Annotated in this window: 24 protein-coding genes and 1 pseudogene; 14 read left to right on the forward strand and 11 right to left on the reverse strand. The window is 40.1% G+C overall.

Annotation, left to right across the window (positions count from 1 at the left end):
- The first annotated feature begins 85 nt into the window (after nt 1-85).
- The 3 genes from ACFOU2_RS20180 to ACFOU2_RS20190 all read left to right on the forward strand — a co-directional run bounded on the left by ACFOU2_RS20180 (nt 86) and on the right by ACFOU2_RS20190 (nt 3,543).
- Entirely contained in the window at nt 86-1,963 is a 1,878-nt protein-coding gene (locus ACFOU2_RS20180; RefSeq protein ID WP_377918096.1) for a sigma-54-dependent Fis family transcriptional regulator, read from the forward strand.
- Between the two features lie 251 nt (nt 1,964-2,214).
- Nucleotides 2,215-2,487 (forward strand): hypothetical protein, encoded by a 273-nt coding sequence (locus ACFOU2_RS20185; RefSeq protein ID WP_377918097.1) that lies wholly within the window; start codon nt 2,215-2,217, stop codon nt 2,485-2,487.
- Between the two features lie 285 nt (nt 2,488-2,772).
- The gene (locus ACFOU2_RS20190) at nt 2,773-3,543 is read left to right on the forward strand and encodes an alpha/beta fold hydrolase (RefSeq protein ID WP_377918098.1); all 771 of its coding nucleotides are present in this window, start codon (nt 2,773-2,775) and stop codon (nt 3,541-3,543) included.
- Nucleotides 3,544-3,618: 75 nt separating this feature from the next.
- On the opposite strand, the gene ACFOU2_RS20195 is transcribed toward ACFOU2_RS20190, so the two are convergent.
- Both ACFOU2_RS20195 and ACFOU2_RS20200 read right to left on the reverse strand, forming a co-directional pair.
- On the reverse strand, nt 3,619-3,918 hold the full coding sequence (locus ACFOU2_RS20195) for a spore coat protein (RefSeq protein ID WP_377918099.1): 300 nt from the start codon (nt 3,916-3,918) through the stop codon (nt 3,619-3,621).
- The gene (locus ACFOU2_RS20200; RefSeq protein WP_377918100.1) at nt 3,915-4,121 is read right to left on the reverse strand and encodes a hypothetical protein; all 207 of its coding nucleotides are present in this window, start codon (nt 4,119-4,121) and stop codon (nt 3,915-3,917) included. The genes ACFOU2_RS20195 and ACFOU2_RS20200 overlap by 4 nt, the downstream gene beginning before the upstream one ends.
- Nucleotides 4,122-4,355: 234 nt before the next feature.
- Here ACFOU2_RS20200 and ACFOU2_RS20205 point away from each other — a divergent pair, with 234 nt between their 5' ends.
- From ACFOU2_RS20205 to ACFOU2_RS20215, 3 genes are read left to right on the forward strand one after another with little or no spacing between them, the layout of a single operon-like run.
- On the forward strand, nt 4,356-4,571 hold the full coding sequence (locus ACFOU2_RS20205) for a spore coat protein (protein WP_377918101.1): 216 nt from the start codon (nt 4,356-4,358) through the stop codon (nt 4,569-4,571).
- Between the two features lie 15 nt (nt 4,572-4,586).
- The gene (locus ACFOU2_RS20210; RefSeq protein ID WP_377918102.1) at nt 4,587-4,949 is read left to right on the forward strand and encodes a spore coat protein; all 363 of its coding nucleotides are present in this window, start codon (nt 4,587-4,589) and stop codon (nt 4,947-4,949) included.
- A gap of 17 nt (nt 4,950-4,966) precedes the next feature.
- Nucleotides 4,967-6,103 (forward strand): zinc-dependent alcohol dehydrogenase, encoded by a 1,137-nt coding sequence (locus ACFOU2_RS20215; RefSeq protein WP_377918103.1) that lies wholly within the window; start codon nt 4,967-4,969, stop codon nt 6,101-6,103.
- Nucleotides 6,104-6,212: 109 nt separating this feature from the next.
- On the opposite strand, the gene ACFOU2_RS20220 is transcribed toward ACFOU2_RS20215, so the two are convergent.
- The gene (locus ACFOU2_RS20220) at nt 6,213-6,509 is read right to left on the reverse strand and encodes a hypothetical protein (RefSeq protein WP_377918104.1); all 297 of its coding nucleotides are present in this window, start codon (nt 6,507-6,509) and stop codon (nt 6,213-6,215) included.
- Nucleotides 6,510-6,877: 368 nt separating this feature from the next.
- Here ACFOU2_RS20220 and ACFOU2_RS20225 point away from each other — a divergent pair, with 368 nt between their 5' ends.
- From ACFOU2_RS20225 to ACFOU2_RS20245, 5 genes are all read left to right on the forward strand, one after another.
- The gene (locus tag ACFOU2_RS20225) at nt 6,878-7,483 is read left to right on the forward strand and encodes a TetR/AcrR family transcriptional regulator (RefSeq protein WP_377918105.1); all 606 of its coding nucleotides are present in this window, start codon (nt 6,878-6,880) and stop codon (nt 7,481-7,483) included.
- A gap of 74 nt (nt 7,484-7,557) precedes the next feature.
- Complete coding sequence (locus ACFOU2_RS20230) at nt 7,558-8,217, forward strand: DUF2306 domain-containing protein (RefSeq protein ID WP_377918106.1); 660 nt, start codon at nt 7,558-7,560, stop codon at nt 8,215-8,217.
- 185 nt (nt 8,218-8,402) lie between these two features.
- Nucleotides 8,403-8,885 (forward strand): C40 family peptidase, encoded by a 483-nt coding sequence (locus ACFOU2_RS20235; RefSeq protein ID WP_377918107.1) that lies wholly within the window; start codon nt 8,403-8,405, stop codon nt 8,883-8,885.
- A gap of 429 nt (nt 8,886-9,314) precedes the next feature.
- The gene (locus tag ACFOU2_RS20240) at nt 9,315-10,094 is read left to right on the forward strand and encodes an ABC transporter ATP-binding protein (RefSeq protein ID WP_377918108.1); all 780 of its coding nucleotides are present in this window, start codon (nt 9,315-9,317) and stop codon (nt 10,092-10,094) included.
- A gap of 212 nt (nt 10,095-10,306) precedes the next feature.
- Entirely contained in the window at nt 10,307-12,754 is a 2,448-nt protein-coding gene (locus ACFOU2_RS20245; protein ID WP_377918109.1) for an S-layer homology domain-containing protein, read from the forward strand.
- A 47-nt stretch (nt 12,755-12,801) separates the two neighbouring features.
- On the opposite strand, the gene ACFOU2_RS20250 is transcribed toward ACFOU2_RS20245, so the two are convergent.
- The 4 genes from ACFOU2_RS20250 to ACFOU2_RS20265 form a co-directional block, all read right to left on the reverse strand.
- Entirely contained in the window at nt 12,802-13,953 is a 1,152-nt protein-coding gene (locus tag ACFOU2_RS20250; protein ID WP_377918110.1) for an MFS transporter, read from the reverse strand.
- 24 nt (nt 13,954-13,977) lie between these two features.
- Nucleotides 13,978-14,406 (reverse strand): MerR family transcriptional regulator, encoded by a 429-nt coding sequence (locus ACFOU2_RS20255; protein ID WP_377918111.1) that lies wholly within the window; start codon nt 14,404-14,406, stop codon nt 13,978-13,980.
- Between the two features lie 331 nt (nt 14,407-14,737).
- Nucleotides 14,738-15,604, reverse strand: a complete 867-nt coding sequence (locus ACFOU2_RS20260; RefSeq protein ID WP_377918112.1) for a GNAT family N-acetyltransferase — start codon at nt 15,602-15,604, stop codon at nt 14,738-14,740.
- Between the two features lie 212 nt (nt 15,605-15,816).
- Nucleotides 15,817-16,653 carry an MBL fold metallo-hydrolase gene (locus ACFOU2_RS20265; protein ID WP_377918113.1) on the reverse strand — a complete coding sequence of 279 codons (837 nt, stop codon included), beginning with the start codon at nt 16,651-16,653 and terminating at the stop codon, nt 15,817-15,819.
- 535 nt (nt 16,654-17,188) lie between these two features.
- On the opposite strand from ACFOU2_RS20265, the gene ACFOU2_RS20270 reads away from it, so the two are divergent.
- Nucleotides 17,189-17,650: a hypothetical protein gene (locus tag ACFOU2_RS20270; RefSeq protein WP_377918114.1), complete on the forward strand. Its 462-nt coding sequence runs from the start codon at nt 17,189-17,191 to the stop codon at nt 17,648-17,650.
- 161 nt (nt 17,651-17,811) lie between these two features.
- On the opposite strand, the gene ACFOU2_RS20275 is transcribed toward ACFOU2_RS20270, so the two are convergent.
- On the reverse strand, nt 17,812-18,267 hold the full coding sequence (locus ACFOU2_RS20275; protein ID WP_377918115.1) for a DUF948 domain-containing protein: 456 nt from the start codon (nt 18,265-18,267) through the stop codon (nt 17,812-17,814).
- A 247-nt stretch (nt 18,268-18,514) separates the two neighbouring features.
- Between ACFOU2_RS20275 and ACFOU2_RS20280 the strand changes: the two genes are divergently transcribed.
- Entirely contained in the window at nt 18,515-18,925 is a 411-nt protein-coding gene (locus ACFOU2_RS20280) for a DUF948 domain-containing protein (RefSeq protein WP_377918116.1), read from the forward strand.
- An 80-nt stretch (nt 18,926-19,005) separates the two neighbouring features.
- Here ACFOU2_RS20280 and ACFOU2_RS20285 read toward each other — a convergent pair whose 3' ends face one another.
- The 3 genes and pseudogenes from ACFOU2_RS20285 to ACFOU2_RS20295 form a co-directional block, all read right to left on the reverse strand.
- Entirely contained in the window at nt 19,006-19,860 is an 855-nt protein-coding gene (locus ACFOU2_RS20285; RefSeq protein WP_377918117.1) for a YihY/virulence factor BrkB family protein, read from the reverse strand.
- A 158-nt stretch (nt 19,861-20,018) separates the two neighbouring features.
- Nucleotides 20,019-20,393, reverse strand: coding sequence for a VOC family protein (locus tag ACFOU2_RS20290; RefSeq protein ID WP_377918683.1), 375 nt, complete (start codon nt 20,391-20,393; stop codon nt 20,019-20,021).
- Nucleotides 20,394-20,747: 354 nt separating this feature from the next.
- Nucleotides 20,748-21,056 (reverse strand): annotated as a pseudogene (locus ACFOU2_RS20295) (VOC family protein); the annotation flags it as partial.
- A gap of 117 nt (nt 21,057-21,173) precedes the next feature.
- On the opposite strand from ACFOU2_RS20295, the gene ACFOU2_RS20300 reads away from it, so the two are divergent.
- Nucleotides 21,174-21,614 (forward strand): Hsp20/alpha crystallin family protein, encoded by a 441-nt coding sequence (locus ACFOU2_RS20300; RefSeq protein ID WP_377918118.1) that lies wholly within the window; start codon nt 21,174-21,176, stop codon nt 21,612-21,614.
- Nucleotides 21,615-22,330: the final 716 nt, after the last annotated feature.

Here is a 22,330-nt window from a genome sequence, read left to right on the forward strand (position 1 = left end):
CTTGCTCAAACAACATGTCATTAACTTCACTAGCAATCTGGATAAATGTTTATGCCAAACGATAAAATGGTTAGAGGGTGATAACATGACTGAGACAACCTGTTATTTGAATACATGGAAGCGTTTTGTGAATGAGGGGATACTTGATGCATCCCGTTTAAACAAAAGAATTATGGAGTCTTGGTATCGGTGCAGGAAGAAGGAAGTGAATCCATACTTACATATGGGACAGCATATTTTGTCTGATGACTTGCTTGCGGTTCAAAAAGAAAAGAGTTCCTTATTTCTCAACATCGCTTTACCTCACTTGGATAAAATGAGGGACGTGACTGAAGAGTCGGAAATGATGGCCTTATTGGTTGATCCAGATGGGTATGTATTATCCTTTACAGGAAATCAAGATGTTTTACACGATGCAAGAAAAATCAATTTCACTGAAGGGGTCCGCTGGACGGAAGGAGAAGTTGGAACGAATGCCATAGGAACAGCTTTACAAATTGGAGAAGCCGTTATGATAAGCGGAACGGAACATTATTCTGTTGCTTCTCATGGCTGGAGTTGTTCGGCAGCCCCGATTCGCAATGATGACGGAAAGTTGCTGGGAGTTATTGATGTTTCTTGTCCCGTAAATCGTACCCATCCTTTTATGCTTGGAATGGTCGCCTCCATTGCACATGCGATAGAACATGAATTATGTATAAGAGCACGCCAAAACGAGGTGGAACTTATTCATAGATGTATAGAGCTAATTGAAACGAATCAGCCAGTAATCGTTTGTAATAATAAAAACGTAGTGGTCGCCACCAGTAAATCTGTTCGGCAAAAAGTATCTAACTGTGTTGGTATGAAAGTAAATGAACTATTACAATACGAATTTCAGATTGCAATGGAAACACCCATACTCTCAGACACTCATAAGGGTGTAATAGGAACGTGTATCTACTTATTAGAAGAAGCGGCTAATAAACCGAATCAGAGGTTCATCCCGTCTTTTTCTTCTAAACCGTTTTATTTTGAAGGAGAAGCCGGTACAAGTAAAACCTTTCAGCATACGTTAGATGACATGAAGCGTGTTGCACCCACGGATGCGAGTGTTTACATATTAGGGGAAACCGGGACAGGGAAAGAGTTGGTTGCAAAAGCCATTCATGACAACAGTTCACGCAAAGACGGTCCTTTTATTGCATTAAATTGCGGTGCCATTCCAAAAGAGTTAATGGAAAGTGAATTATTCGGTTACGTGGAAGGGGCATTTACCGGAGCAAAACGCCAGGGGTATAAAGGGAAATTTGAACAGGCAAACAACGGGACTATTTTTCTTGATGAGATTGGGGAGATTCCTCCATCCATGCAAGTTGCGCTTTTGCGTGTTTTGCAAGAACGCAAGCTTACTCCGATTGGGGGAACAAAAGAGATTCCTTTGAATATTCGGATTGTTACCGCCACTCATCGTGATCTTTCCCAGCTTGTTAATGAAGGCACCTTCCGTAAAGATTTATATTACCGTCTCCATGTGTATCCTATGTATGTACCGCCTTTACGGGAAAGAAAGGAAGATATCCCTCACTTAGTGAAATACTTTTGCCAAAAGAATAATTGGAACATGAAATGGCCGGATGAATTTTTTGATAGATTGATGGAATATGATTGGCCGGGAAACATAAGGGAATTATTCAATGTATTGGAACGTTTACAAATCGTATCACCAAGTGCATCGATAGATAAGTTCCAGTTGGCTGATTTGTTGCATTCATTGGATACCCATTTCAGATTTACCACTCCATCTAGTACTAAAAACGAAAGAGCAGAAACTTCCACTGAACTCACATTCCGCGAAAAAATCCAAAAAGATTTAATGATTGAGGCATTACAAAAAACAAAAGGAAATGTTTCGTTGGCCGCAAAATTGCTGGATATTCCGAGAAGCACATTTTACAAACGAATTCAGAAATTTAATTTATGAACGAATTTTATGGCCAAGTCTTATCAAAACAGAAACAACACTTGACTTTCTTTTAGGACGTTTCGTTTTTTAAGAGAAGGGTATAGTAGAAAAAAGTGAAGAAAGAGGTGAAAGAGACAGGCTAGGAAGTAGTAAACTGTCCGGTAAACTGCAGTTTTTGGTTAGAATCGGTTTTTAGCAACCCTGATTTCTGCAAAAACCAGTTTTGATATAACTTCAATTTCTGATTAAAATTTAAAGGAGTGATCAAGATGAAACAAGCCGTTCGATTAAATTCATGGATTCTGGCAGGAGTGGGAACTTCAGCCCTTATCTGGATTTCTTCAAAGCCAAATAGGGAGAAAGCCATGACTATGCTAAGAAGATGGACAGGGATAGGGAAAGCTAAACGTGAAATCACGCTCGAGGAGGCATTCCCTATAGAAAAGGCAGGACACCCGGACCCTCATGATATAGGTGATAATAATATGGTGAGTGAAGGGGCTTTATATTCAGTTAAATATTACAACAAGGAAATTCAATAACTTGAGCGATTTCCTTTAACCATGGAACAGCAATATTAAAAAAGGCAGGTGAGTCCCGCTCGGATTCACCTGCCTTTTACCTTTATAATAGATTTAATCGAGGGGAAATCACTTAAACGGTCGAATCCTAATGTCCTTCTAAAAGAATCATTATAGAAGCAGATTTGTTTAGAGTTTCCTCTTCCTTTTTGGTAAAATTATCTAAAATGGGGAATTAGCTCTATGGTAATAGATGGACATCCATTACATATTAGCTTATTAAAGAAGTTATACAGGGAGGTAAGAATGAAACATAATGAAACTGTCCAAACCCATCAATTAGAGGATGTTATTGAACTCGACGGCTTTAAATTGTTTGTTAAAATAATGGGGGAAAATAGGGAAACACCAACCGTCATAATGGACGCAGGGTATGGTGATTACTCAAAGGCCTGGACTTCCATTTATCCGGAGATAGCCAAATTAACAAAAGTGATGGTTTATGATAGAGCCGGATTAGGCAAGAGTGAAAAAAGTCCAAATGTCCGTACGAGTTTAGAAATGGTAAAGGAACTTAAAGGGCTATTGAACAAATTAGGAGTGGAACCTCCGTATATCCTGGTAGGCCATTCGTTTGGGGGAGTAAACGTAAGGCTTTATGCCTCTATGTTTCCTGGTGAAGCAGCCGGAGTGGTGTTGGTTGACTCTACGCCAGAAGACTATAAAGATCGATTGCTTCCAACAATGCCTGATAAATTTCAAGAAGCTTATCACAAACAATTTATCTATGAAGGTACATACGATGAATTTATGGAAAGTTTGAACCAAGTAAAGACAAATAGAAAGCATTTTGGAGATGTTCCCTTGCTTGTTTTATCGGCAGGGAAAAAAGCTTTTTATTCTAAAGAATCGCAGGAGATATGGCATGATATGCAAAAAGAGCTGCTTGATTTATCGACAAAGAGTGAACTGATTATTGCTCAAAAAAGCGGTCACTATATCCAACATGATGAGCCGGAATATGTAGTGAATGCCATAAAAAAAATAATAGGTGAATCCGCGTCAAAGGTAAAATAAATAACTATAAAGAAAAGAGGCTGTCCCATAAGTCTCTAATCAATAGCAAAAGTTGAGTCATCCTCTTCATACAAATTAATGCTGAGGAAGATTTAATACTGTTTGTGTAGTGTTTAAATCCACCTGTAATTGTTCTTTCAAGTCATGTGGATGATAGTACCCCTTAGAAATCATATAGTTGGTTATTTTTTCGTGTGTTTCTATAGCATCCCCTAACTGTTTCCGCAATGCAGCTTTTAATTCTGGAGTGGCTGTTTCTGTTACGGCTAAAGCAGTATTAATAACCCCTGATTTTGCAGAAATTAAAAAATCTGTTGCTATAACCTGGTCTGTCAGTGCACCCATTCCTGCTAGGTTTTGCAAAAAATTAGTCATGAAAGCTCCCTCCGATTTGTTAAAAACCCCTGTAATTGCTGAATATGTTGTTTCCCTGTACTAACGTCAGTTGAAAGAAGAGCTTTTAGTTCCTCATCTTGTGCTAATCCGCTCATAGTAGTAGATTTTGTTAAACAAACATTCTTAAAAGTCAATAATTCATGAACTTCAAGTGTTTCATGAAGCCCCAAGGATTTTGTCATGATTTTCCCTCCCTTATAATGATCATTTACTTCCTTATATTACGTATTAGAAGTTTTCTTATTCATTAGGATTTTTCTTCTCAATAGTTAAAAAGTCTCGCTTAATGCCGGTAAAGTTAAGGGTGTTAAAAAGAAACTGACTCTGCAGAAACATTGTTCAGGTTGTGTTTCCTTGTATAAAAGACAGCGTCATAAGGAGAAAATACTTTTGTTAAAGAATTGGGAGGTGAACATATGGAACAAAATGAATTAGCATTTCATGAATCGATGGAAACACATGAAATCCTCAACTTTAAAACCGTGTGTCTGCTCAGATCAAAATTGATGCAAGGATTATGCTTTGATAACGATTTGAAAGCGTTAATGGAAAAAGACGTACAACAATCCATTAAAGATGTGAATGAACTTCTTACTTTATACTCAAAAGCTAAAATAGCCAAACTACAATAATTGGAGGTGAAAAAGGTGAACAATGATTTTTTGGATCCAAGAAATGCTGAAGGTATGCCAAACCTTGCTGATTCAGCATTCGCATTAGATTTTTTGTTGGCTGTAAAAAATGGGGTGAGAAACTATGCGATCGCCATAACAGAAACTTCAAGCCCTGAACTTAGAAGCGCTTTACGCAATCAAATGGAAGCCGCAATTGACTTGCACGGGGAAATATCCCAGCTCATGATTAACAAAGGATGGCTTCATCCTTATGACGTTAACGAACAATTTCCATTGGATGTGAAAGCAGCTGAGACCGCGGTTAAAATTGCGGGTATGCCGCTCTTCCCTAACGACACAGATCGACTTGGGATGTTTGCAACGCCAAATAAATAAAAGAGGAGAAATCAAACATGAAAGCCGTTACGTATCAAGGCATTAAAAATGTGGAGGTCAAAGAGGTCAAGGACCCTAAAATTAAAAACGCGGATGATATTATCATCAAGGTCACAACATCAGCGATATGCGGCTCTGATTTGCATTTAATTCATGCGATGATTCCCAATATGCCTACAGACTATGTTATCGGCCATGAGCCGATGGGAATTGTCGAAGAAGTGGGCCCGGGGGTAACCAAGCTGAAGAAGGGAGACAGGGTAATCATCCCGTTTAACGTCAGCTGCGGTGAATGCTGGTATTGTAAACACGGCATTACAAGTCAATGCGATGAATCGAATCCCCATGGAGATATGGGAGGATTTTTCGGCTATTCCGAAACGACCGGTGGATTTGCCGGAGGACAAGCCCAATACATGCGAGTTCCTTACGGGAATTTTACACCTTTCAAAATTCCGGATGATTGTGAAGTGGACGATGAAAAATTAGTATTACTTGCCGATGCCGCATCGACAGCATATTGGAGTGTCGACCACGCGGGTGTTAAAGCTGATGATACTGTCATCATTTTAGGCTGTGGTCCTGTTGGATTGCTTGCACAAAAATTCGCCTGGCTAAAAGGTGCAAAAAGAGTTATTGCTGTCGATTATCTTGATTACCGTTTACAGCATGCAAAACGAACCAATAATGTGGAGATCGTCAATTTTGAACAACAAGAAAACATTGGAAATTATTTGAAAGAGATTACACAAGGTGGAGCAGATGTCGTGATTGACTGTTCAGGAATGAGCGGTAAGATGACACCAATGGAGTTTCTTGCAAGTGGCTTGAAACTCCATGGCGGAGCTATGGGCGGTATCGTTATTGCTTCCCAGGCAGTGCGTAAAGCCGGAACTATTCAAATAACAGGCGTTTACGGCGGTCGTTATAACGGTTTCCCGCTTGGAGACTTATTCCAGCGGAACGTGGATCTCAAGATGGGACAGGCGCCGGTCATCCCGATTATGCCGCACCTTTATAATTTGGTTGCAGAAGGAAAGGTTGATCCAGGTGACGTCGTTACACATGTATTGCCATTGGACCAAGCTAAACATGGATATGAAGTGTTTGACACAAGAACGGATGGATGCATTAAAGTCGTTCTCAAGCCATAATCGAGAAAATTGGCCCATTTCGTCTCAAAACGGGGTGTTATCTTAAGGTGACTTTCTTAAAATCACTTTAGGATAACACTACATTACCTTTTATTTTTATATATAAGATCTACAGAAGCCTTTTCAGCTGGTCCAGCAAATTCTCTTCCGTCAATATTTCAATTTGCCGTTCTCCTAACAAGTCGAAATGAGGATAACCAGATCGGTTATCAATAAAACGGGAAGGGATTCCGTATTTCTTTCCCCATTGAATCAGCCGTTCGATATCTGCACATCCCACTTTCGTCACTGTTTTCATCCCGGGAAAACGCTCATCGATCCAATAATGCGTAATAAAAGCAATCTCTCCGCGTTTCACCTTTTCTTTCCACGATTGTAATTCTCCTCGTTTAATTCCAAAAGCCATGTTCTCACCTCTTTACACACTATATTACCAAAAAGTTAATCAAACATAGCAACACTTGCTCTCATTATTTTATGAGGGATATAGACTACCGGAAAGCGGATTGGCAGAAGAGGCAAGGCAAATAATGTTTCACAGCCGCTTCTTGAAATGGTGATGAAGGGATAAAGATGAAGCCATTTTGATTTTTGAAGGAAATTTTTCCAAAATTAGTATTTACATTATTTTCCTTAAATGTATAATTAACAATGTAAAGAAAATTAACGGTGTTAACTAAGATGAAAACAGTCATTGGAGTAAAAGAAGCGGCATAGAACCCAAAAGCTTTGAGTTAAAATAAATTTTTATCATAAGGGGGGAAAGGCAGTCTCATGGAGATAAAGAAAAGACGAATAAAAGAAATTGAGGAAATGAAGCAAGAGATTATTAAAGCGGCTGTACGACTGTTTTTAGCGGAAGGGTATCCCAACGTTTCAATGCGGAAAATCGCCAGGGAGATCGATTACTCTGCTACTACTATCTATAACTATTTTGCCAACAAAGAAGAAATTCTCATCCATTTATTAAAATATGCCTATGCGAAGTTTCTGAACAGTTTGGTGGATGCATCCAAAGCTGATGAAACCGTCGGAGCATTAGAAAGACTGAAAGCGGCATTGCACGCCTATATTACGTTCGGTCTGCAAAATCCCGACTATTATCAATTGATTTTTATTGAAAATCTGCATCACTTACAAGTAGCAGGTTCTAAAGATAATGATCGGTTTAAAGGGTTTCTTTTATTAACAGATGCTGTAACAGAAGCGATGGAAGAGGGAGTGTTGAAGAAGGATAACCCCGCTTTAGTATCTCAATCCTTATGGGCATCGCTGCACGGAATCACGTCACTATTAATCAAATTTCCCGGATTTGATTGGTGTAAGGAAGAAGAGCTGGTTTCCTTTCATGTTGAAGCAATGATCAGCGGGATGAAGTAATCATCTTGGAAGCGTAAGGCAGGGCTATGAATCGATAGTGAATTACCATATACGAATGTAGGGGGAATTGGCTAATGACCAAGCGGAAAATGAACTTTTTCGTTTTGCTTTGTTATTTTATCGTCATTGTTTTTTTAGTGTATATCTTTTCGACATATATTTTCAATAGTCCGCGAAACGCGGGGGCCGCTACGGAGAAAAGACTGATCGCCCACTTTCCGTGGGCCATTTGGGAAACCTTTCTCTATGTTCACATATTAACAGGGGCTATCGCATTAATCATTGGTCCACTTCAATTTCTAAACCAAAGCCGTAAAAACATCCAGTTTCATCGGACACTCGGAAAAATCTATGTTATTTCCATTTTCATTAGTGTTCCCGAAGGTGTTTATCTTGCTTTTTATGCAACAGGTGGAATTGGTTCTACATTTGGATTTCTACTCCTTGATATCATCTGGTTTTATACGACGTTTACAGCACTCAAACGAATTAAGGAGCGCGACATTATTGGTCATCAGGAATGGATGCTGCGAAGTTATGCTGCAACTTTCGTCTTCGTTACGTTCCGGCTATTCATGCCGATTTTTGTTTTTGCTATAGGATTGGGTTTCAAGGTTGGCTTTCCATTTGCGATATTGACATCAATTGCTGTCAATCTATCCATAGCTGAATGGTATTTGCGCAAGAAACGGAAAACTATTGCCGGTATTAATCCTCAGAGCTTACATTCTTAAACAAAATAAATGGTGCCTGTTTCTACCCGTAAACGTTCAAAGGTTCAATAAAAATCTAGTGGTAACACGCATATTTTACCTACAGGAGAAGACAGAGGAAGGATTTCTAAGAATGAAACATTTTTTACTTTCCTTCGTTTAAATTAATGTGAGCGTTAAAAATTACCAAAAAGGGTGTGTTCGTTATGGAAATGTCTTTACGGTTACCTAAATTATTAATCGTTTTTATTTCAGCTTTATCGTTCGTTTTTTCTTTTATGCTGGCTCCAATTTCACAAGCAGAGGCATCCGTTTCGTGGGGGCAGGAAGTGACAGAGGTTGCTAAGCGTTATACAGGTACTCCTTATCAATGGGGAGGAACGACACCAAAAGGCTTTGACGCTTCCGGTTACACTCAATATGTATTTAAGATATCTGCCGCTAAAATCAGCTTGCCTCGTACCGCGAAAGATCAATATAAAACAGGGAAATCTGTTCAGCGAAAAGAGGTAAAAGAGGGCGATCTGGTATTCTTTAACACAAACAACCAAAACGTCTCTTTCGTCGGAATTTATCTTGGAAAAAATAAATTCATTGCTGCGACTTCAAAAGGGGTTCGAATCCAGGATTTAAATTTAAAGTATTGGAAAGATCGCTATGTAGGTGCCAAAAGAGTCTTAAAACAATAATTCTATATGAATCCACGTTGAAAATCCGACATGGCCAAAAGCAGCCATGTCAGATTTTCAACGCATAAGCATTCGCCAATTTCCCTTTTGGGCCCTTGTCGAATGCTTATACGAGAACCTTTTTCGCTTATTCAAAGCTGTCAGTACAGAAAAGCTGTGAATAACACAAATAACGACAACCAATGTTGAACCATTAAATGGAATCTATATATAATAGAAAGTCTGTCCATCTCTTCGTGGGCAGACCTTCTTTGTGTTTGGAAAAAACATGATAAGAAATAATGTTCATTCAGAACGAATATTTATCTTCTCGTAAGCACTATATCTCTCAATGTACCAGTATTTGGTATAATAAGTTAAGAAATCTATCAGTTCATTTATATGTTTTTAAATATGAAACTATCGAGACCATAAAGGGGAGAGAGGAACATGGAATATGTGATTGATTTGCAGCAAGTATCATGGAAGAGAGGAGAGGCCGCCTTACTTGATAACGTGAACTGGCAAGTGAAAAAAGGAGAGCATTGGGTCTTGTTAGGACTGAATGGTTCAGGCAAGACAACATTGCTCAATTTGATCAACGGATACATATGGCCGACAACCGGAACTGTTCAAGTGCTTGGCAAGCGTTTCGGCAGCACAAACCTACCAGAATTGCGGAAATCGATCGGATGGGTTAGTTCGTCTTTGCAGGAAAAGCTTTATGGAAATGATCTTGCCCAGGAAGTGATCATCAGCGGAAAACATGCATCTATCGGTTTGTATGAACACGTGACGGAAGAAGATTTGAATCGGGCTCTCTCTTTACTGAATATCCTGGGCTGCAGCCATTTAGTCAATCGCACGTATGAAACATGTTCGCAGGGAGAAAAGCAAAAGCTTCTTATTGCAAGAGCGTTAATGGCTGATCCTGATATTTTGATTTTAGATGAACCATGCAACGGACTTGATTTATTTGCACGTGAAAGGTTGCTGCAAAGTGTGAATGAATTGGCAGTGATGGAGAATGGACCGACCCTTATTTATGTTACGCACCATATCGAAGAAATTTTGCCGGTATTTCAACATGCGTTGTTACTCCGGAGTGGTGAGGTATTCATGAAAGGGAACACAAAAGAAGTGTTGGGCAAGGAGAACCTTTCAGCCTTTTTCGAGCATCCCGTATCGGTCAAGTGGGATGATGACCGTGCTTCTGTTCAACTTATATAAAGGAAGCAAAATACTTTTGGTTATTTGAAAAGACAGCAAAATACGAGATTGCTGTCTTTTTTATTTACATTGCCGTTTGATCGAAGGAATAAATGGAAGAGTTTAGATAAAAAACATAAACTTAACAAAAGTTTACATAATGTTAATACTTTATTAATACTTTAGTAGTTTAATAAGTTAAGAAAATTCATTAAACTTGGAGGAAAGCCATAATGAAAAAGAAAAAAATGAATAAAAAAGGGGCAACAATTGCTTTGGCACTTGGCCTCATGATTCCTGCCGTAACGCCAGCTGCGGCTGCCGGTACTAATGATATAACGGTTGAATCAGTAAAATTCAATGGTATGAAGGTCCCATCAACTATTGATCAAATGGTTAAAACATATACGGGAGCGACTGTTGAAGTGAAATACAGTGACGGAAGAGTGAAAAAATTCCCGCTTTCTTATAAGACGTTGTTTAAGTCAGAAGACAAAGTAGCGACAAATAAAGGCGAAAAAATTCCTGCAGGAACACCGATTGATGTGAATGGAAATCCGATTATGGACAATAGTGTGGAAGGAAAACCAACATACTTTGTCTCGGATGCACCGGATTCAAACAGTTTGTTAAATCCGATTAACGGTCAGCTGTATATGGTGACTCATTATGAGTATGACACAATTGATGCTGCCGGAAAATCTGCTTATGGATTAGTTCCCGCTTCCATGTCATTGACAAAATTGTCACAGAATAAGAAAAATGGACAATTGAAAACAGAAGAAGTGAAGAAAATTGATTTCTCAGAGGTGAATGGTCTTTGGATTCCATGTAACGGCTCTGTATCGCCTTGGAATACTCACCTGGGTTCTGAAGAATATGAACCGGATGCACGCAGCTTTGAATTTAACCCTGAATCATCTGCAAGAACATGGACGGAAAGCTTCGCACAGCTCTATTTTGGTGATAAATCAAAAGCCAATCCTTATAACTATGGATATATTCCAGAAATCACGGTGAATAGTGATGGTTCAACAAAAGTTGCTAAGCATTACAGCGCCGGACGTTTCTCACATGAGGTCATGAAGATCATGCCTGATAAACGTACCGCTTTCTTTGGAGATGATGGTAGCTACACGATGATGTTCATGTATGTAGCTGATAAGGCTGGAGATTTGTCGGCAGGTACGCTTTACGCTGCGAAGTTCCACCAAACAGGAACGGAAAACGGCGGTTCAGGAAATTTTGAGTGGATTAAACTTGGACATGCTTCAGATCAAGAAATTAGAGATATTATTGATAGCGGCATTAAATTTAGTGATATCTTCGAAACGTCAGAAGAACCAAAAGAAGGATTTACGGCTGTAAAGCAATACTCCTATGGCAAGACTGAGTATTTGAAATTAAAGCCTGGCATGGAAAAAGCCGCTGCCTTTCTAGAATCACGCCGTTATGGTGCCATGTTAGGGGCAACATCTGAGTTCAATAAAATGGAGGGCATCACCGTTAACGAGAAAGATAAAAAAGTGTATGTGGCGATTTCAGATTTAAGCGGTGGTATGGAAAAAGATACGGCAGGTAAAGATCCAGTCGATGATATTCAACTGCCAAAAATTAAATCAGGTGTAACATTTGAGATGGATTTAAAAGCAGGACAAAAAGATAAAGACGGAAACGCCATTGACAGCGAATATGTAGCTGCTGGTATATCTGGTCTGATTGCCGGCGAAGATTTAGCGGCACCGGATGCATATGGTAATACGGCAAATGTTGATAAAGTAGCTAACACTGATAATTTAAGCTATTCTGAAGAGATGAGAACATTATTCATCGGTGAAGACAGCGGTAAGCATACGAATAACTTCGTTTGGGCCTATAATGTAGATACAAAAGAATTAACCCGTATCTTGTCTGTTCCGGCAGGTGCAGAGTCAACAGGCTTGCTTGCTGTAGATGACCGAAACGGCTTCCCATATATTATGAGTAACTTCCAGCATCCCGGGGATGAGCTGGACAAATCCAATATTACGGCAGTTAACAAAGAAGAATTAGCGAAAGCGATGGAAGAAGAAATCGGTATTGTTCGTACCGGCGGAGTTGGTTATATCTCTGGAATCCCTTCTCTTACAAATGCACCGAAACCATATCAGTTCAAAGATGTGGATAAAAATCATTGGGCGTATCAATATGTATCAGATTTACAATTGAGCGGAATGGTGAAGGGCACGACACCGGAAACCTTTAATCCGAACCAAAAAGTGACCCGTGCACAATTCACATCAATGGTTGTCCGAGCATTAGGTTTAGAGGCAAAAGGACAATCTCCATTTAAAGATGTGAGCGCACCAGAAACAGCCGCAGAAATTACAGCTGCTTATGAAGCGGGAATCATTAAAGGGGAATCCGCAAATAAATTTGCGCCAAATAAGCCTGTCACTCGTCAACAAATGGCCAAAATTTTAATGAAAGCTTACGAAGTGAAGACAGGGGAAACTGTGGCCCCGTCACAAAAAACGGTCTTTAAAGATGTGGCTGACATTTACAAAGATTTTGTACCATATGTAAATGCTGCTTACGAGAAAGGTTTCATTAAAGGTTACGAAGATGGGACATTTGCTCCAACTAATTCTTTAACGCGTGCACAAGCTGCCAAAGTGGTTTATATGTTGTTAAATAACTAATCAATATGGAAAAAACCTAGGCTCTCACAGCCTAGGTTTTTTAGTGCTTATGCTCTGTTTTGTTTGACAGGGATAAGCATTAAGGCCAGCGATACTAAGACAATGATGCCGGCAATAAGAAACGGTGTCTCGGCAGAAATCGTTTGGCCGATGACACCTGATAAAACGGGTGCTACCGCCGCTCCCAGCCAACGAAGGAAATTATATGCCCCTGACGTCACACTTCTTTCGTACGGTGATACATCCATAATATGACTCGTATATAACGCATTGTTTAAACCAGAGACCAACCCGGAAAGAATAACAAGTGCGATTTGCAATGAAAGACTATCAACGATGAATAACAATACAAGGAATACGGCAAAGATCAGTAAACTAATCGGAAGAAGCTGCTTTGGAGTGTACCGCTCCTCAAGTTTATGAGACAAGATCGCAGAGCCGAATGCCAGGCATAGACCCCATCCGAAAAAGACGAGCCCTAGTTGGATAGGGGACAGCTTAATGATAAGAGGGGCATAAGCCAGCACGACAAAGAATCCGTAATAATAGAACATGCCTGAAAGGGCTGATTTCAAGAATGGAGGATAAGAGAATAACTTTCCTACTTCCTGGAAGCCGGCTGCTTTTCGTCTGGTCATTTTGGCAGGTTCATAAACAAACATAACAACTAAGAGAAAGGCAACGAAAATCAAAATGCTTGTTCCAAAAAAGGGAAAACGCCAGGAATGTCCGCCAAGAAGTCCGCCAACCAATGGTCCTCCAGCCATACCGAGACCGATGGCCGCTTCATACAGACCTACAGCTTGATGAACGTCAGGGGTAAGGGCGATCAGTAACGTCATGGCAGTCGCAAAGAACATCGAGTTTCCCAATCCCCAGCCGGCGCGGAAGATGGAAAGCTGTGGAATCGTATTTGAAAGGCCGCATAAAAGCGCAAAAATGGTTACGATTCCCAATCCGATTGTCATCATTCTTTTATCTCCAAAGCGGCTCGCTAACAAGCCTGCTGGTATCATCATGAATGCCATTGTGAAAATATAGGCTGTAAACAGCATTTCGACCTGCCAATGAGTAGCCCCGATTTGGTGGGCGATCACAGGTAAAATGGGATCTACAACCCCGATTCCCATAAAGGCTAAAAAAGTCGCAAACACGGTGATGTTTCGTGCCCGTGTTTGCTGTTTTGTTGATTGATCCATTGTTTCTCACACTCCATTTTGTATTTAGTTGTTATATTTTGTTTTCAGGATCGTTTGGACTTTTTGGTATAACTCTTCAGTTTCTTGCTTAAAATTTGTTATTTTTTCAAGCTTGTCATTGATAAAGTCCAATTGTTCTTTCAATCCTGCCGCAATCTCGCTAAGCTCGGCGGCCTGTTTTGATGGATTGGTGGAGGTTTTGTATACTCTATGATGCATCTGTACTGTTTCCCGTATTTCTATATAATCTTTCAAATCTTGGAGGGAGAAGCCCAACACGTCTCTTGCCTGAATGATTTTTTTCAGCCGTTCAATGTCTTGCTCTGTGTAGAGCCTTGCGCCGCCTTCGCTCCGTTGGGGAGGAGAAAGAAGTCCGATTTGCTCATAATAACGGATCGTTCGTTTCGTTAACCCCGTTTCTTTGGCAATATCATCGATTTTCAACCACTTCATATGTTCACCTCCACGTTTACCTTCCATATTATACAATAAATTAACCTTTACGTTAACGTTAACTTTTATTTTTATATTTTTTGCCTTTGAAGATGATCTGAAACCATCATTTTTGAATAGTTTTTCTTGAGAAATGTAAAAAAATGTAATGTACGGCTAGTCTTTTTACATAGTGAATATCGCCAAGGAACGTTAACATGACCATAAATAAAAAAGAATCAACTAAATAAAGAAATCGGTTAATAGAAAGTACATAATGACAGCCAGGGGGAATGGGAAACCACTTTTGGTAACTATGTAAAACCCACTGTATTTCAAGCGGGATAGGCGGTTAAATCGAGTAGTAATCATACCCTGCATTTACATGAAAACCGCATGATTCGTATAAATGCAAAGCATTCGCGTTTTCTGTTTCAACTTCTATCATGATTTCTTTATCTGTTTGGTTGTGAAGCTCTTTAATCAATTGAGATAAGATTTGCCGCCCATATCCTTTGCCTTGATAGGATGGAAGAACGGTGAATGCTCGAATATAAAGTTCCTGCTCGTTTTCACTTACGGTTACGGTACCGATTGGAGTTGAATTGGTTTTAGCGATATATAATCGATGTTTAGGATCGGACGTTGTCCGCTGAATCATTTCTGTCGCTTGTTCATCTGAAAAGGAAAAGCCCTCCATTAAAATGGCTTTGATTTGTACGATGTCGCCCCGGGCAGCAGGGATAACATCCAATGTCTTTTCGTTCAGGGTGTCTTTTTGATTAAGGTCAAGGACCATGCTGTACTCCGAAAATTCATAGCCGGCACCGATGGTCCTCACAAAAGCCTGACCGGAAAGGGAGGAGCGATCGACCACGAGTAGTCTGCGGTTTATACCCCTTATTTCCCATTGCTTACTTGCTTCATTTAAAAGGGTCGAGGCAATGTTTCTTTTACGAAAATCGGGATGGACCATGACGGTCATTTCAACTTCGGCATTGTCAGCGAACGAATACATGCCGAGAAAACCTGTTAATCGGCCATTGGAAAAGTAAAGAAAGTCGTTTATGTTTTTTTTATCCCGGTTTCGCAAGATGGAAAGGTTTAGGGGGATGGTAATGTTAATTTGTTCATAACGATTACATATATCTGCTAAATTTACAATCGCTTGAATGTCTTTCCCATTTAAATGATTCCTTGTTTGTACGCCTTCTAACATTCTTTCACGCCCTCCTTTCAAATGATGATCATCATATGTTCATTTTAATGGAAAACATATCCGTTTCCTTACTTTTTTATCATTTTGGGGTATTCCAGTTAAATCTTCGGAAGACCGAGTGTATGTATAGGGATGTTTTTAGAATGATCATTAAGATCACAATTCACACAGCAAATCAAAAAGGATATGGGCGGTCCCATACCCTTTTTGATTTAGTCGACATAACGGCCATCTTCTGGAATCGCAATTTCATCAAAATGCTGTACCAGTTTGGCTAATGAGTGCGCTAATTCTTCACCGGTCATCGGTAATCCATGACCCGTTACCGCTACTAACGGCTGTAATGCTGCTAGTGTTTCAACAGACTGTTTGGCTGCTTTCCAGTCTGTGGTGAAGTATTTCGGAGGTCCGCTTATTTCTTGAGCTTGTGTGATAACTTTATAAAGCGATTCTTGTTTTACGGTAACGAAAGCATCGCCGGCAATGAGAGTACGATCTTCTTCTCGAAAAAATGATACGTGACCGGGTGTATGTCCCGGGGAGTGAATCCAGCGCCATCCTGGCATGAATGGGACACTGCCGTCAGAGGGCAATTTCTCCACACGGTTGCTTAGGTTAATACCGTGGTTTGGGAACATCGGTGACATTTTCGCCACCAAGCCCTCATCAACTGTCGGGTCCGGCTTAGGATAATTTTGTTGCCCTGTTAGATAAGGGAGTTCGAGCTCATGTGCATAGACAGGAACGTTCCATTGCTCTGTCAAATCAGCAAGAGCCCCAACATGATCGAAATGCCCGTGCGTCAGCACGATTGCTTTTGGATTAAAATCCATGCCAAATCGGTCCTTTGCTGCGGCAATGATGTCATCGGCAGAATGGGGCATGCCTGCATCAATTAACACAAATTCCCGGGATTCAGTTGGGTTTCCCCAAAAAAACACATTCACAATTTGAATAGGAAGGCAAAAGATATCCGGCATCACGGCTTGTCCTATCCCGCTCGTGACGGATGTAACGGGAAGAAATGTTTTATCGAAATGATTGTCCATGGTGACTACCTCCAACGGTTAATCTTCAATCAGTCTATATAGTTCCCAGCTTTTTCAAATAAATAACTTATGTAAATGATCTGTCTTCCAAGATGACAAGCGGGCAAAATTAAACAGGATCAATCAATGGTGAGGCACTTTTATCTATAAGGAACTATTAAAAATTCCTTTTATCGTACATTTGAAGGAGGGAAACTTTCTTATCTAGATGATGTTTCAAATGCCTCTGATCCCGATGAACTGAATTCCCTCATCCAAGAATATCAAACGAGCTTTATTAACCGTTATATTGATAAACCTTAAAAGCGATATTAAAACCTTGGCCTGTCCTCAATTGGGCTAAGGTTTTCTCGTTTCTGAGTACACGATCATTTTTTTCGAACAATGAATTCATAAGTGTACACAATGAATTCATGATCTAAAGAAAAATCAGGCTTTTTAAGCGCAATGATGATTTTCTGGAATGAATCATTTTATAAACGGGAACGTAATAAATAGCAAGAGAAGATTTTTTCGAAGAAAGAAGGGAAATGATATGGGATTTTTCGGTCTTGTTATTCTCATTTTTCTGGTTTACTTTTTCATCATCAAGCCATTGACACAACGGAACCGGACGTATGGCCCACCAAGATATGACCGATATGATCGAAGATATGAACCGGGCCGGTATGATGGTCCGATAGCAGGCGGTAGAGGCTTCGGAGGAATGGGGACGTTTGGAACATTTGCCGGCGGGCTGGCAGCCGGGGCTTTACTGACGCATCTTTTCGAACAGGGGCGGATCGGTTTCGACCAATATCAGCATCTCCAGCAGTTGGAGGATCATGAAGCCATTCAGGAGCTTATGGATCAAAACATTATTCAAGAAGACGAAATCAACGAGCTGCAGGAGCGGCTTGGCGGTGATGATTTCGCGAATAATGATGACTGGAATGGGGATGACCAGGGCGATTTTGATAATCAGGACTTCGGAGGCGGGGATGATAATTGGGTTTAAACTTTGAATAGGCGAGGAAAAAAACTGGGGTGGCTCAAAAGGGGGAAATCATCGTTTTTGAGTCACCCCCACAAAAACGGGCCGTTATGTAAACCCGGTAATATCAAGGGTTTGCTTGACGGCCCATTTTGCATAAATCATATATTAATCATTTCTTGTTGTTAATAGCGTTGTTCAGTTGTTACCTGGTTGTAAGTATGTTTTCCTGTTTTGTGAGTTTTCCATTTATCCCATAAGGCAAATAGGGTATTTCCCCATCTAACGACCTCTGAAATTTTGTCTGACTGAGTTTTTACTTGATGTGATACAGTTTCAGTTGTGTCCTTTACTGCTTCGTGCACAGTCTTTAATGAATCTCCTGCTTCTTTTACTGCAGTGAACGTTGAATCTAATGCACCCGTTTTTTCCTGGATGTCTTCAGCCAGCTGATTTGTTTGATGGAGAAGGGTAGTGGCCTCTCTTGTTAGACCATCAATCTGTCCCGGAAGACGTTCCACCGTTTCCGCTGTGTTTTTCAATGTTTCATCCAGTGATTTTAGTGCTTTTACAAGGAAAATAGATACGACCGCAAAGGCAAGTGCGATCAATGCAACACTTACGTATAAAATCCATTCCATTTCTTGTGCCTCCTGTCTTAAGTTATAGTAGGTTTATTTCTCGTTTCCCCGCCAGGGACAAAGTTAAACACGATATTATAAGGAGAAAACATAAACGAACCGTCCTCCATCATCCCCTTTTTGGTAAGGTATAGGGGAATCCTCCTCTAATGCAGTTTACAACCTAACTAATAAATAACTGTTATTTTTTATAGAGAACGGGTAGATAACCTATACGATATTTTTTGAACTAAAGGAGGATAACCGCATGATTATCGTTTATTTAAGCATCGGGCTCTTTGTCATTTCCCTTATTTATCTGGGAGTTGCGGCTTTTAAGACTGTTGAAGACATGAAACCGGATTTAAAAAGAGTCCAAGAAACGACCGTCCGTATTCAGCAAAAAGCAGATACGATTAAAATGGAGATGAACAAGCTGGCTCAAACCCAACAGGAGATTATGGCAGACATTGAGGAGAAGAAACAAACCGTCAATAAGATCGTACAGTCAGCCAAACAAACACCTAAACTGTTGAAAGAAGTTTGGGATGAAGGTAAACACGTTCTATCTTTTCAAGGCACAACAAGACGCTGCTCTTCTGAAGCGTCTGAACTTGCAAAGTTTAGTGGACGGCTTTTAAGTGTATTGAAGAAATACAATGTTAAGACTTCTAAATAACAAAAAAGCGAGGGATGATTGCCTCGCTTTTTCTCATACCAATCAAAAAGAAACCTGATATCAGGTTTCTTTTTGGTATCTTAAGCTGAAAATGTTCGATCTTTTTTAGCCTTGGCAGGGGAGGAATATTCTTTATGGGAAAGGGCGTTCATTTCGCCGCCTAATACAAGGGCCAGTCCCGTAAGGAAGAACCAAAGCATCAGGACGATAACTCCTCCAAGGCTTCCATATGTTGCCGAATAGTTTCCAATGTGGCTGACATAGAAGGCGAAACCTAACGAGATGATCTGCCAAATGATTGTCGCAATCACCGCCCCTGGAATGACTTGTCTAAAAGGGTAGTGTTTGTTGGGGGCCAGTTTGTAAAGGACCGCGAGTACGGCAACCATGACAATGATTGCTACGAGCCAGCGAAGAACCCTAAATAAAATCTCCATGCCGTCTGGTATAGAGAGAAAGGATTCTACTGTATTTAAAATGACGTTCCCGAAAACCGGCAGGACTAATGCCACGATAAAGGCGAAAATCAGGCCGATGGTTAAGGCGATCGACAATAGCCTCGTTTTAATGAAGGATCTTGTTTCTTCCACATCAAAAGCGATATTCATGGCGTGGATAAATGCATTCATCCCATTTGACGCCGACCAAAGGGTACCAATGATACCAAACGTCAATAGACCGCCGTTCGGTTTGGTGACAATGTTGACGACATTTTCTTCAAATACTTTCGCTGTCTCCGGGGGCATCACAACTTGGATAAAGCTGATTGCTTTTTGCGGGTCGATCGATAAGTAGGGAACAATCGAAAGTAAAAGGATCACAATCGGGAAGACAGAAAGCATATAGTAGTAGGCTTGTTCCGCAGCAAGACCTGTTGCCCTGTCATCCTTCACTTCCTTTAATAGTTTCTTGCCAAATGATTTCCATTTCTCCATTTAAAATATCAACTCCCGAGTGCAATCTTTTATTTTTGGTGTAAGAATGTTTGTACTTCTTTTCCCGCTTAGCGGCCAATCTAATCGTCTGTTCTCTCTGAAAATAAAAAAGGAGCCATGCCCGACTCCTTTGATTCCAATCTCTTAACGGAGAGTTCCTATAATCCCGTCGAATGAAACAAAACGATTCTCCATCCATCTGGATCTTCAATTGTGTGCCCTTTCCGGGTCCAATAAGGGTTTTCCGGTTCCACTTCCATATAGCCAAGGTTGTTTAATCGATCCACGATCACCTTAATTACCTCGCCATCTGGAATATAAAATACAAGAAGATTGTCCTTTGTGGGGGCAGGGCAGGGGGATCCGTCCACATGATGGGTAAATTCTAAATGATAAGGAAGGGAAGGAAGACCGAACATGACACCGTCAAACCCATCATGATTGTAAAATTCACCGATTCGTTTTAATCCAAGACCATCTTCATAAAATTGGATGACTTCTTTGAATTGATCGGTAGGTCTGGCGATTCGCATTTGGACGGCCGGGAAATCTTCATTCCATTTTTCCTTGATTTTCACTGTGTACGGTAAATCAGGATGCTTTAAAACTTGATAGCTTTCACCTGCCACCTCGACAATCAATGGATGGGGGGCTGCCCCTCTGTTTGTTGGATACCACGGTCTTTCATTTTTCACTAAAACGAATACGCCCATCTCATCACCAAAAAAGCGGAATGTCTCAGAATCGCTTTTGATTTGATCTGATAGTGGTGAAAAAAACTGACTTAATGCTTCAACATCTTGGGAGGGCATGCCAATTTCGCACACATCATAAAAACCTTTTTTAGTAAGTGAAGGTGGAGTAGGTCGTTCCAATATTTCAAGCACATTTCCATTCGGATCATGAAAGTAAACTTGTTTTCCCTTCCAAAAAAGACTGATTTCTCCTTCTTCGTTCGGTAAAGCATATGGTTCTACCTTACGGAACATATAATCAAAGAATTCAACATTTGTTCGTAGGGCAAAATGGTAATGGGGGTGTTGATCTGAGTGCTGGAAGGTGATGATGGTTGTTCCTGCTTGAACCGTGAAAAATGACTCCGTTTCTTTTAGTAAGGGCAATTCGAGTATATCGGTATAGAATTGCTGCATTTCTTTTAGATGTGTGGTGTCTAACGTTAATTTTAAGATTTGCATTGTTTTCACCTCAATTATTTTCTTATTATGAAAAACTCATTTAATGCTGAATAAGATTGATGAAAATGGAAGAACATAATATTGTGATGTATGTATGACAAAATGGAGGTTTGTCCAATGGCATTAATACCTTTTGAATCATTTCGTAATCTTGAGAATGTAAAACGTGAATTCGATCGTTTTTTTACGGACTTTCCGGTGACGAATCGAGGACTTGAAGATCATTTTTGGGGACTGAGGGTGGATGTTCATGAAACCGAAAATGAAGTGATCGCCACCTGTGATATTCCAGGACTGGAAAAGAAAGAGGATGTTCACATCGATATCGAGAACCATACACTCCGGATTAGCGGAACAATCAATCGGTCGAATGAAACAAAGGAAGGACGCATGCATCGACAAGAGCGTTTTGTCGGGCATTTCAATCGAACTATTTCACTTCCAAGCCAGGTATCGGAAGAAGATGTCAAAGCATCCTACAAGAATGGTGTTCTTGAAGTACGCATTCCAAAATTAAGAAATGATAATAAGAAGAGAATCGATGTGGAATTTCATTGATCAAAAGGAAAGCTGAACGGGGAGCATCGTTCAGTTTTTCTTTTGTCGAAATGACTTGGAGTTTAAGAAGTCGCAGTGTTCATCCAAAGCAGGAAAGAAGGGCCCGATTCAATCATGTCTGAAAAAGAAGATCATCCCGGTTTGTCCGTGAAATGACCTTCTTATTTTTAACTGTTTGCTGCGTCTACTCTTTCTTGTTTTGCATTCTGACATATCTTACAGACTGTCAGCTTCTGTCCATCAGATTTTGTGGCGGGATAAAGCAGCTTGGTCCTTGTTCTTTTGCATACTGGACAAGTTCCCCTTCCCCTGGAAGGTAATTTCCAAAGCGAATGCCCCCGGTTATTTTTAGCCAATGATCTCATCCTTTCCTACACTAGTAATAAAGGATATACACGGCAGCAAAGGTTGGTGACAGAGTGATGTGAAAAATTTTTCGGATGTTAGGAAGGAGAGAAGAGACCTTTTATACCGTATTATTCGAATCGAAGTCGGCAATGAATAGAAGGAATCATTCACGAGAGAGAATTGAATAAAAGGCTACCGTTTATCCTTTAGCTTAAATATTGAAATAAAGAAGACGTTGACAGAATTTTTATAAATGTTTACAATGTATTTTTTCTTATTTTTATAAAAATAAGAAAAAAATGACCCAATTTGGTTTTGATAGACAAAAGGAGGGAAAATGGGTGATTTTAAAAATAGTAATACATATT

Origin of the sequence: Bacillus songklensis (assembly GCF_042649685.1) — a bacterium.
In the GTDB taxonomy this organism is placed as follows: Bacteria; Bacillota; Bacilli; order Bacillales; family Bacillaceae_H; genus Bacillus_BA; species Bacillus_BA songklensis.

Excerpts from the sequence above, each read along its gene's own strand:
- ACFOU2_RS20180 (WP_377918096.1), top strand. The coding sequence starts at position 86 with ATGACTGAGACAACCTGTTATTTGAATACATGGAAGCGTTTTGTGAAT.
- ACFOU2_RS20185 (WP_377918097.1), top strand. The coding sequence starts at position 2,215 with ATGAAACAAGCCGTTCGATTAAATTCATGGATTCTGGCAGGAGTGGGA.
- ACFOU2_RS20190 (WP_377918098.1), top strand. The coding sequence starts at position 2,773 with ATGAAACATAATGAAACTGTCCAAACCCATCAATTAGAGGATGTTATT.
- ACFOU2_RS20195 (WP_377918099.1), bottom strand. The coding sequence starts at position 3,918 with ATGACTAATTTTTTGCAAAACCTAGCAGGAATGGGTGCACTGACAGAC.
- ACFOU2_RS20200 (WP_377918100.1), bottom strand. The coding sequence starts at position 4,121 with ATGACAAAATCCTTGGGGCTTCATGAAACACTTGAAGTTCATGAATTA.
- ACFOU2_RS20205 (WP_377918101.1), top strand. The coding sequence starts at position 4,356 with ATGGAACAAAATGAATTAGCATTTCATGAATCGATGGAAACACATGAA.
- ACFOU2_RS20215 (WP_377918103.1), top strand. The coding sequence starts at position 4,967 with ATGAAAGCCGTTACGTATCAAGGCATTAAAAATGTGGAGGTCAAAGAG.
- ACFOU2_RS20220 (WP_377918104.1), bottom strand. The coding sequence starts at position 6,509 with ATGGCTTTTGGAATTAAACGAGGAGAATTACAATCGTGGAAAGAAAAG.
- ACFOU2_RS20225 (WP_377918105.1), top strand. The coding sequence starts at position 6,878 with ATGGAGATAAAGAAAAGACGAATAAAAGAAATTGAGGAAATGAAGCAA.
- ACFOU2_RS20230 (WP_377918106.1), top strand. The coding sequence starts at position 7,558 with ATGACCAAGCGGAAAATGAACTTTTTCGTTTTGCTTTGTTATTTTATC.
- ACFOU2_RS20235 (WP_377918107.1), top strand. The coding sequence starts at position 8,403 with ATGGAAATGTCTTTACGGTTACCTAAATTATTAATCGTTTTTATTTCA.
- ACFOU2_RS20240 (WP_377918108.1), top strand. The coding sequence starts at position 9,315 with ATGGAATATGTGATTGATTTGCAGCAAGTATCATGGAAGAGAGGAGAG.
- ACFOU2_RS20245 (WP_377918109.1), top strand. The coding sequence starts at position 10,307 with ATGAAAAAGAAAAAAATGAATAAAAAAGGGGCAACAATTGCTTTGGCA.
- ACFOU2_RS20250 (WP_377918110.1), bottom strand. The coding sequence starts at position 13,953 with ATGGATCAATCAACAAAACAGCAAACACGGGCACGAAACATCACCGTG.
- ACFOU2_RS20255 (WP_377918111.1), bottom strand. The coding sequence starts at position 14,406 with ATGAAGTGGTTGAAAATCGATGATATTGCCAAAGAAACGGGGTTAACG.
- ACFOU2_RS20260 (WP_377918112.1), bottom strand. The coding sequence starts at position 15,604 with ATGTTAGAAGGCGTACAAACAAGGAATCATTTAAATGGGAAAGACATT.
- ACFOU2_RS20265 (WP_377918113.1), bottom strand. The coding sequence starts at position 16,653 with ATGGACAATCATTTCGATAAAACATTTCTTCCCGTTACATCCGTCACG.
- ACFOU2_RS20270 (WP_377918114.1), top strand. The coding sequence starts at position 17,189 with ATGGGATTTTTCGGTCTTGTTATTCTCATTTTTCTGGTTTACTTTTTC.
- ACFOU2_RS20275 (WP_377918115.1), bottom strand. The coding sequence starts at position 18,267 with ATGGAATGGATTTTATACGTAAGTGTTGCATTGATCGCACTTGCCTTT.
- ACFOU2_RS20280 (WP_377918116.1), top strand. The coding sequence starts at position 18,515 with ATGATTATCGTTTATTTAAGCATCGGGCTCTTTGTCATTTCCCTTATT.
- ACFOU2_RS20285 (WP_377918117.1), bottom strand. The coding sequence starts at position 19,860 with ATGGAGAAATGGAAATCATTTGGCAAGAAACTATTAAAGGAAGTGAAG.
- ACFOU2_RS20290 (WP_377918683.1), bottom strand. The coding sequence starts at position 20,393 with ATGCGAATCGCCAGACCTACCGATCAATTCAAAGAAGTCATCCAATTT.
- ACFOU2_RS20300 (WP_377918118.1), top strand. The coding sequence starts at position 21,174 with ATGGCATTAATACCTTTTGAATCATTTCGTAATCTTGAGAATGTAAAA.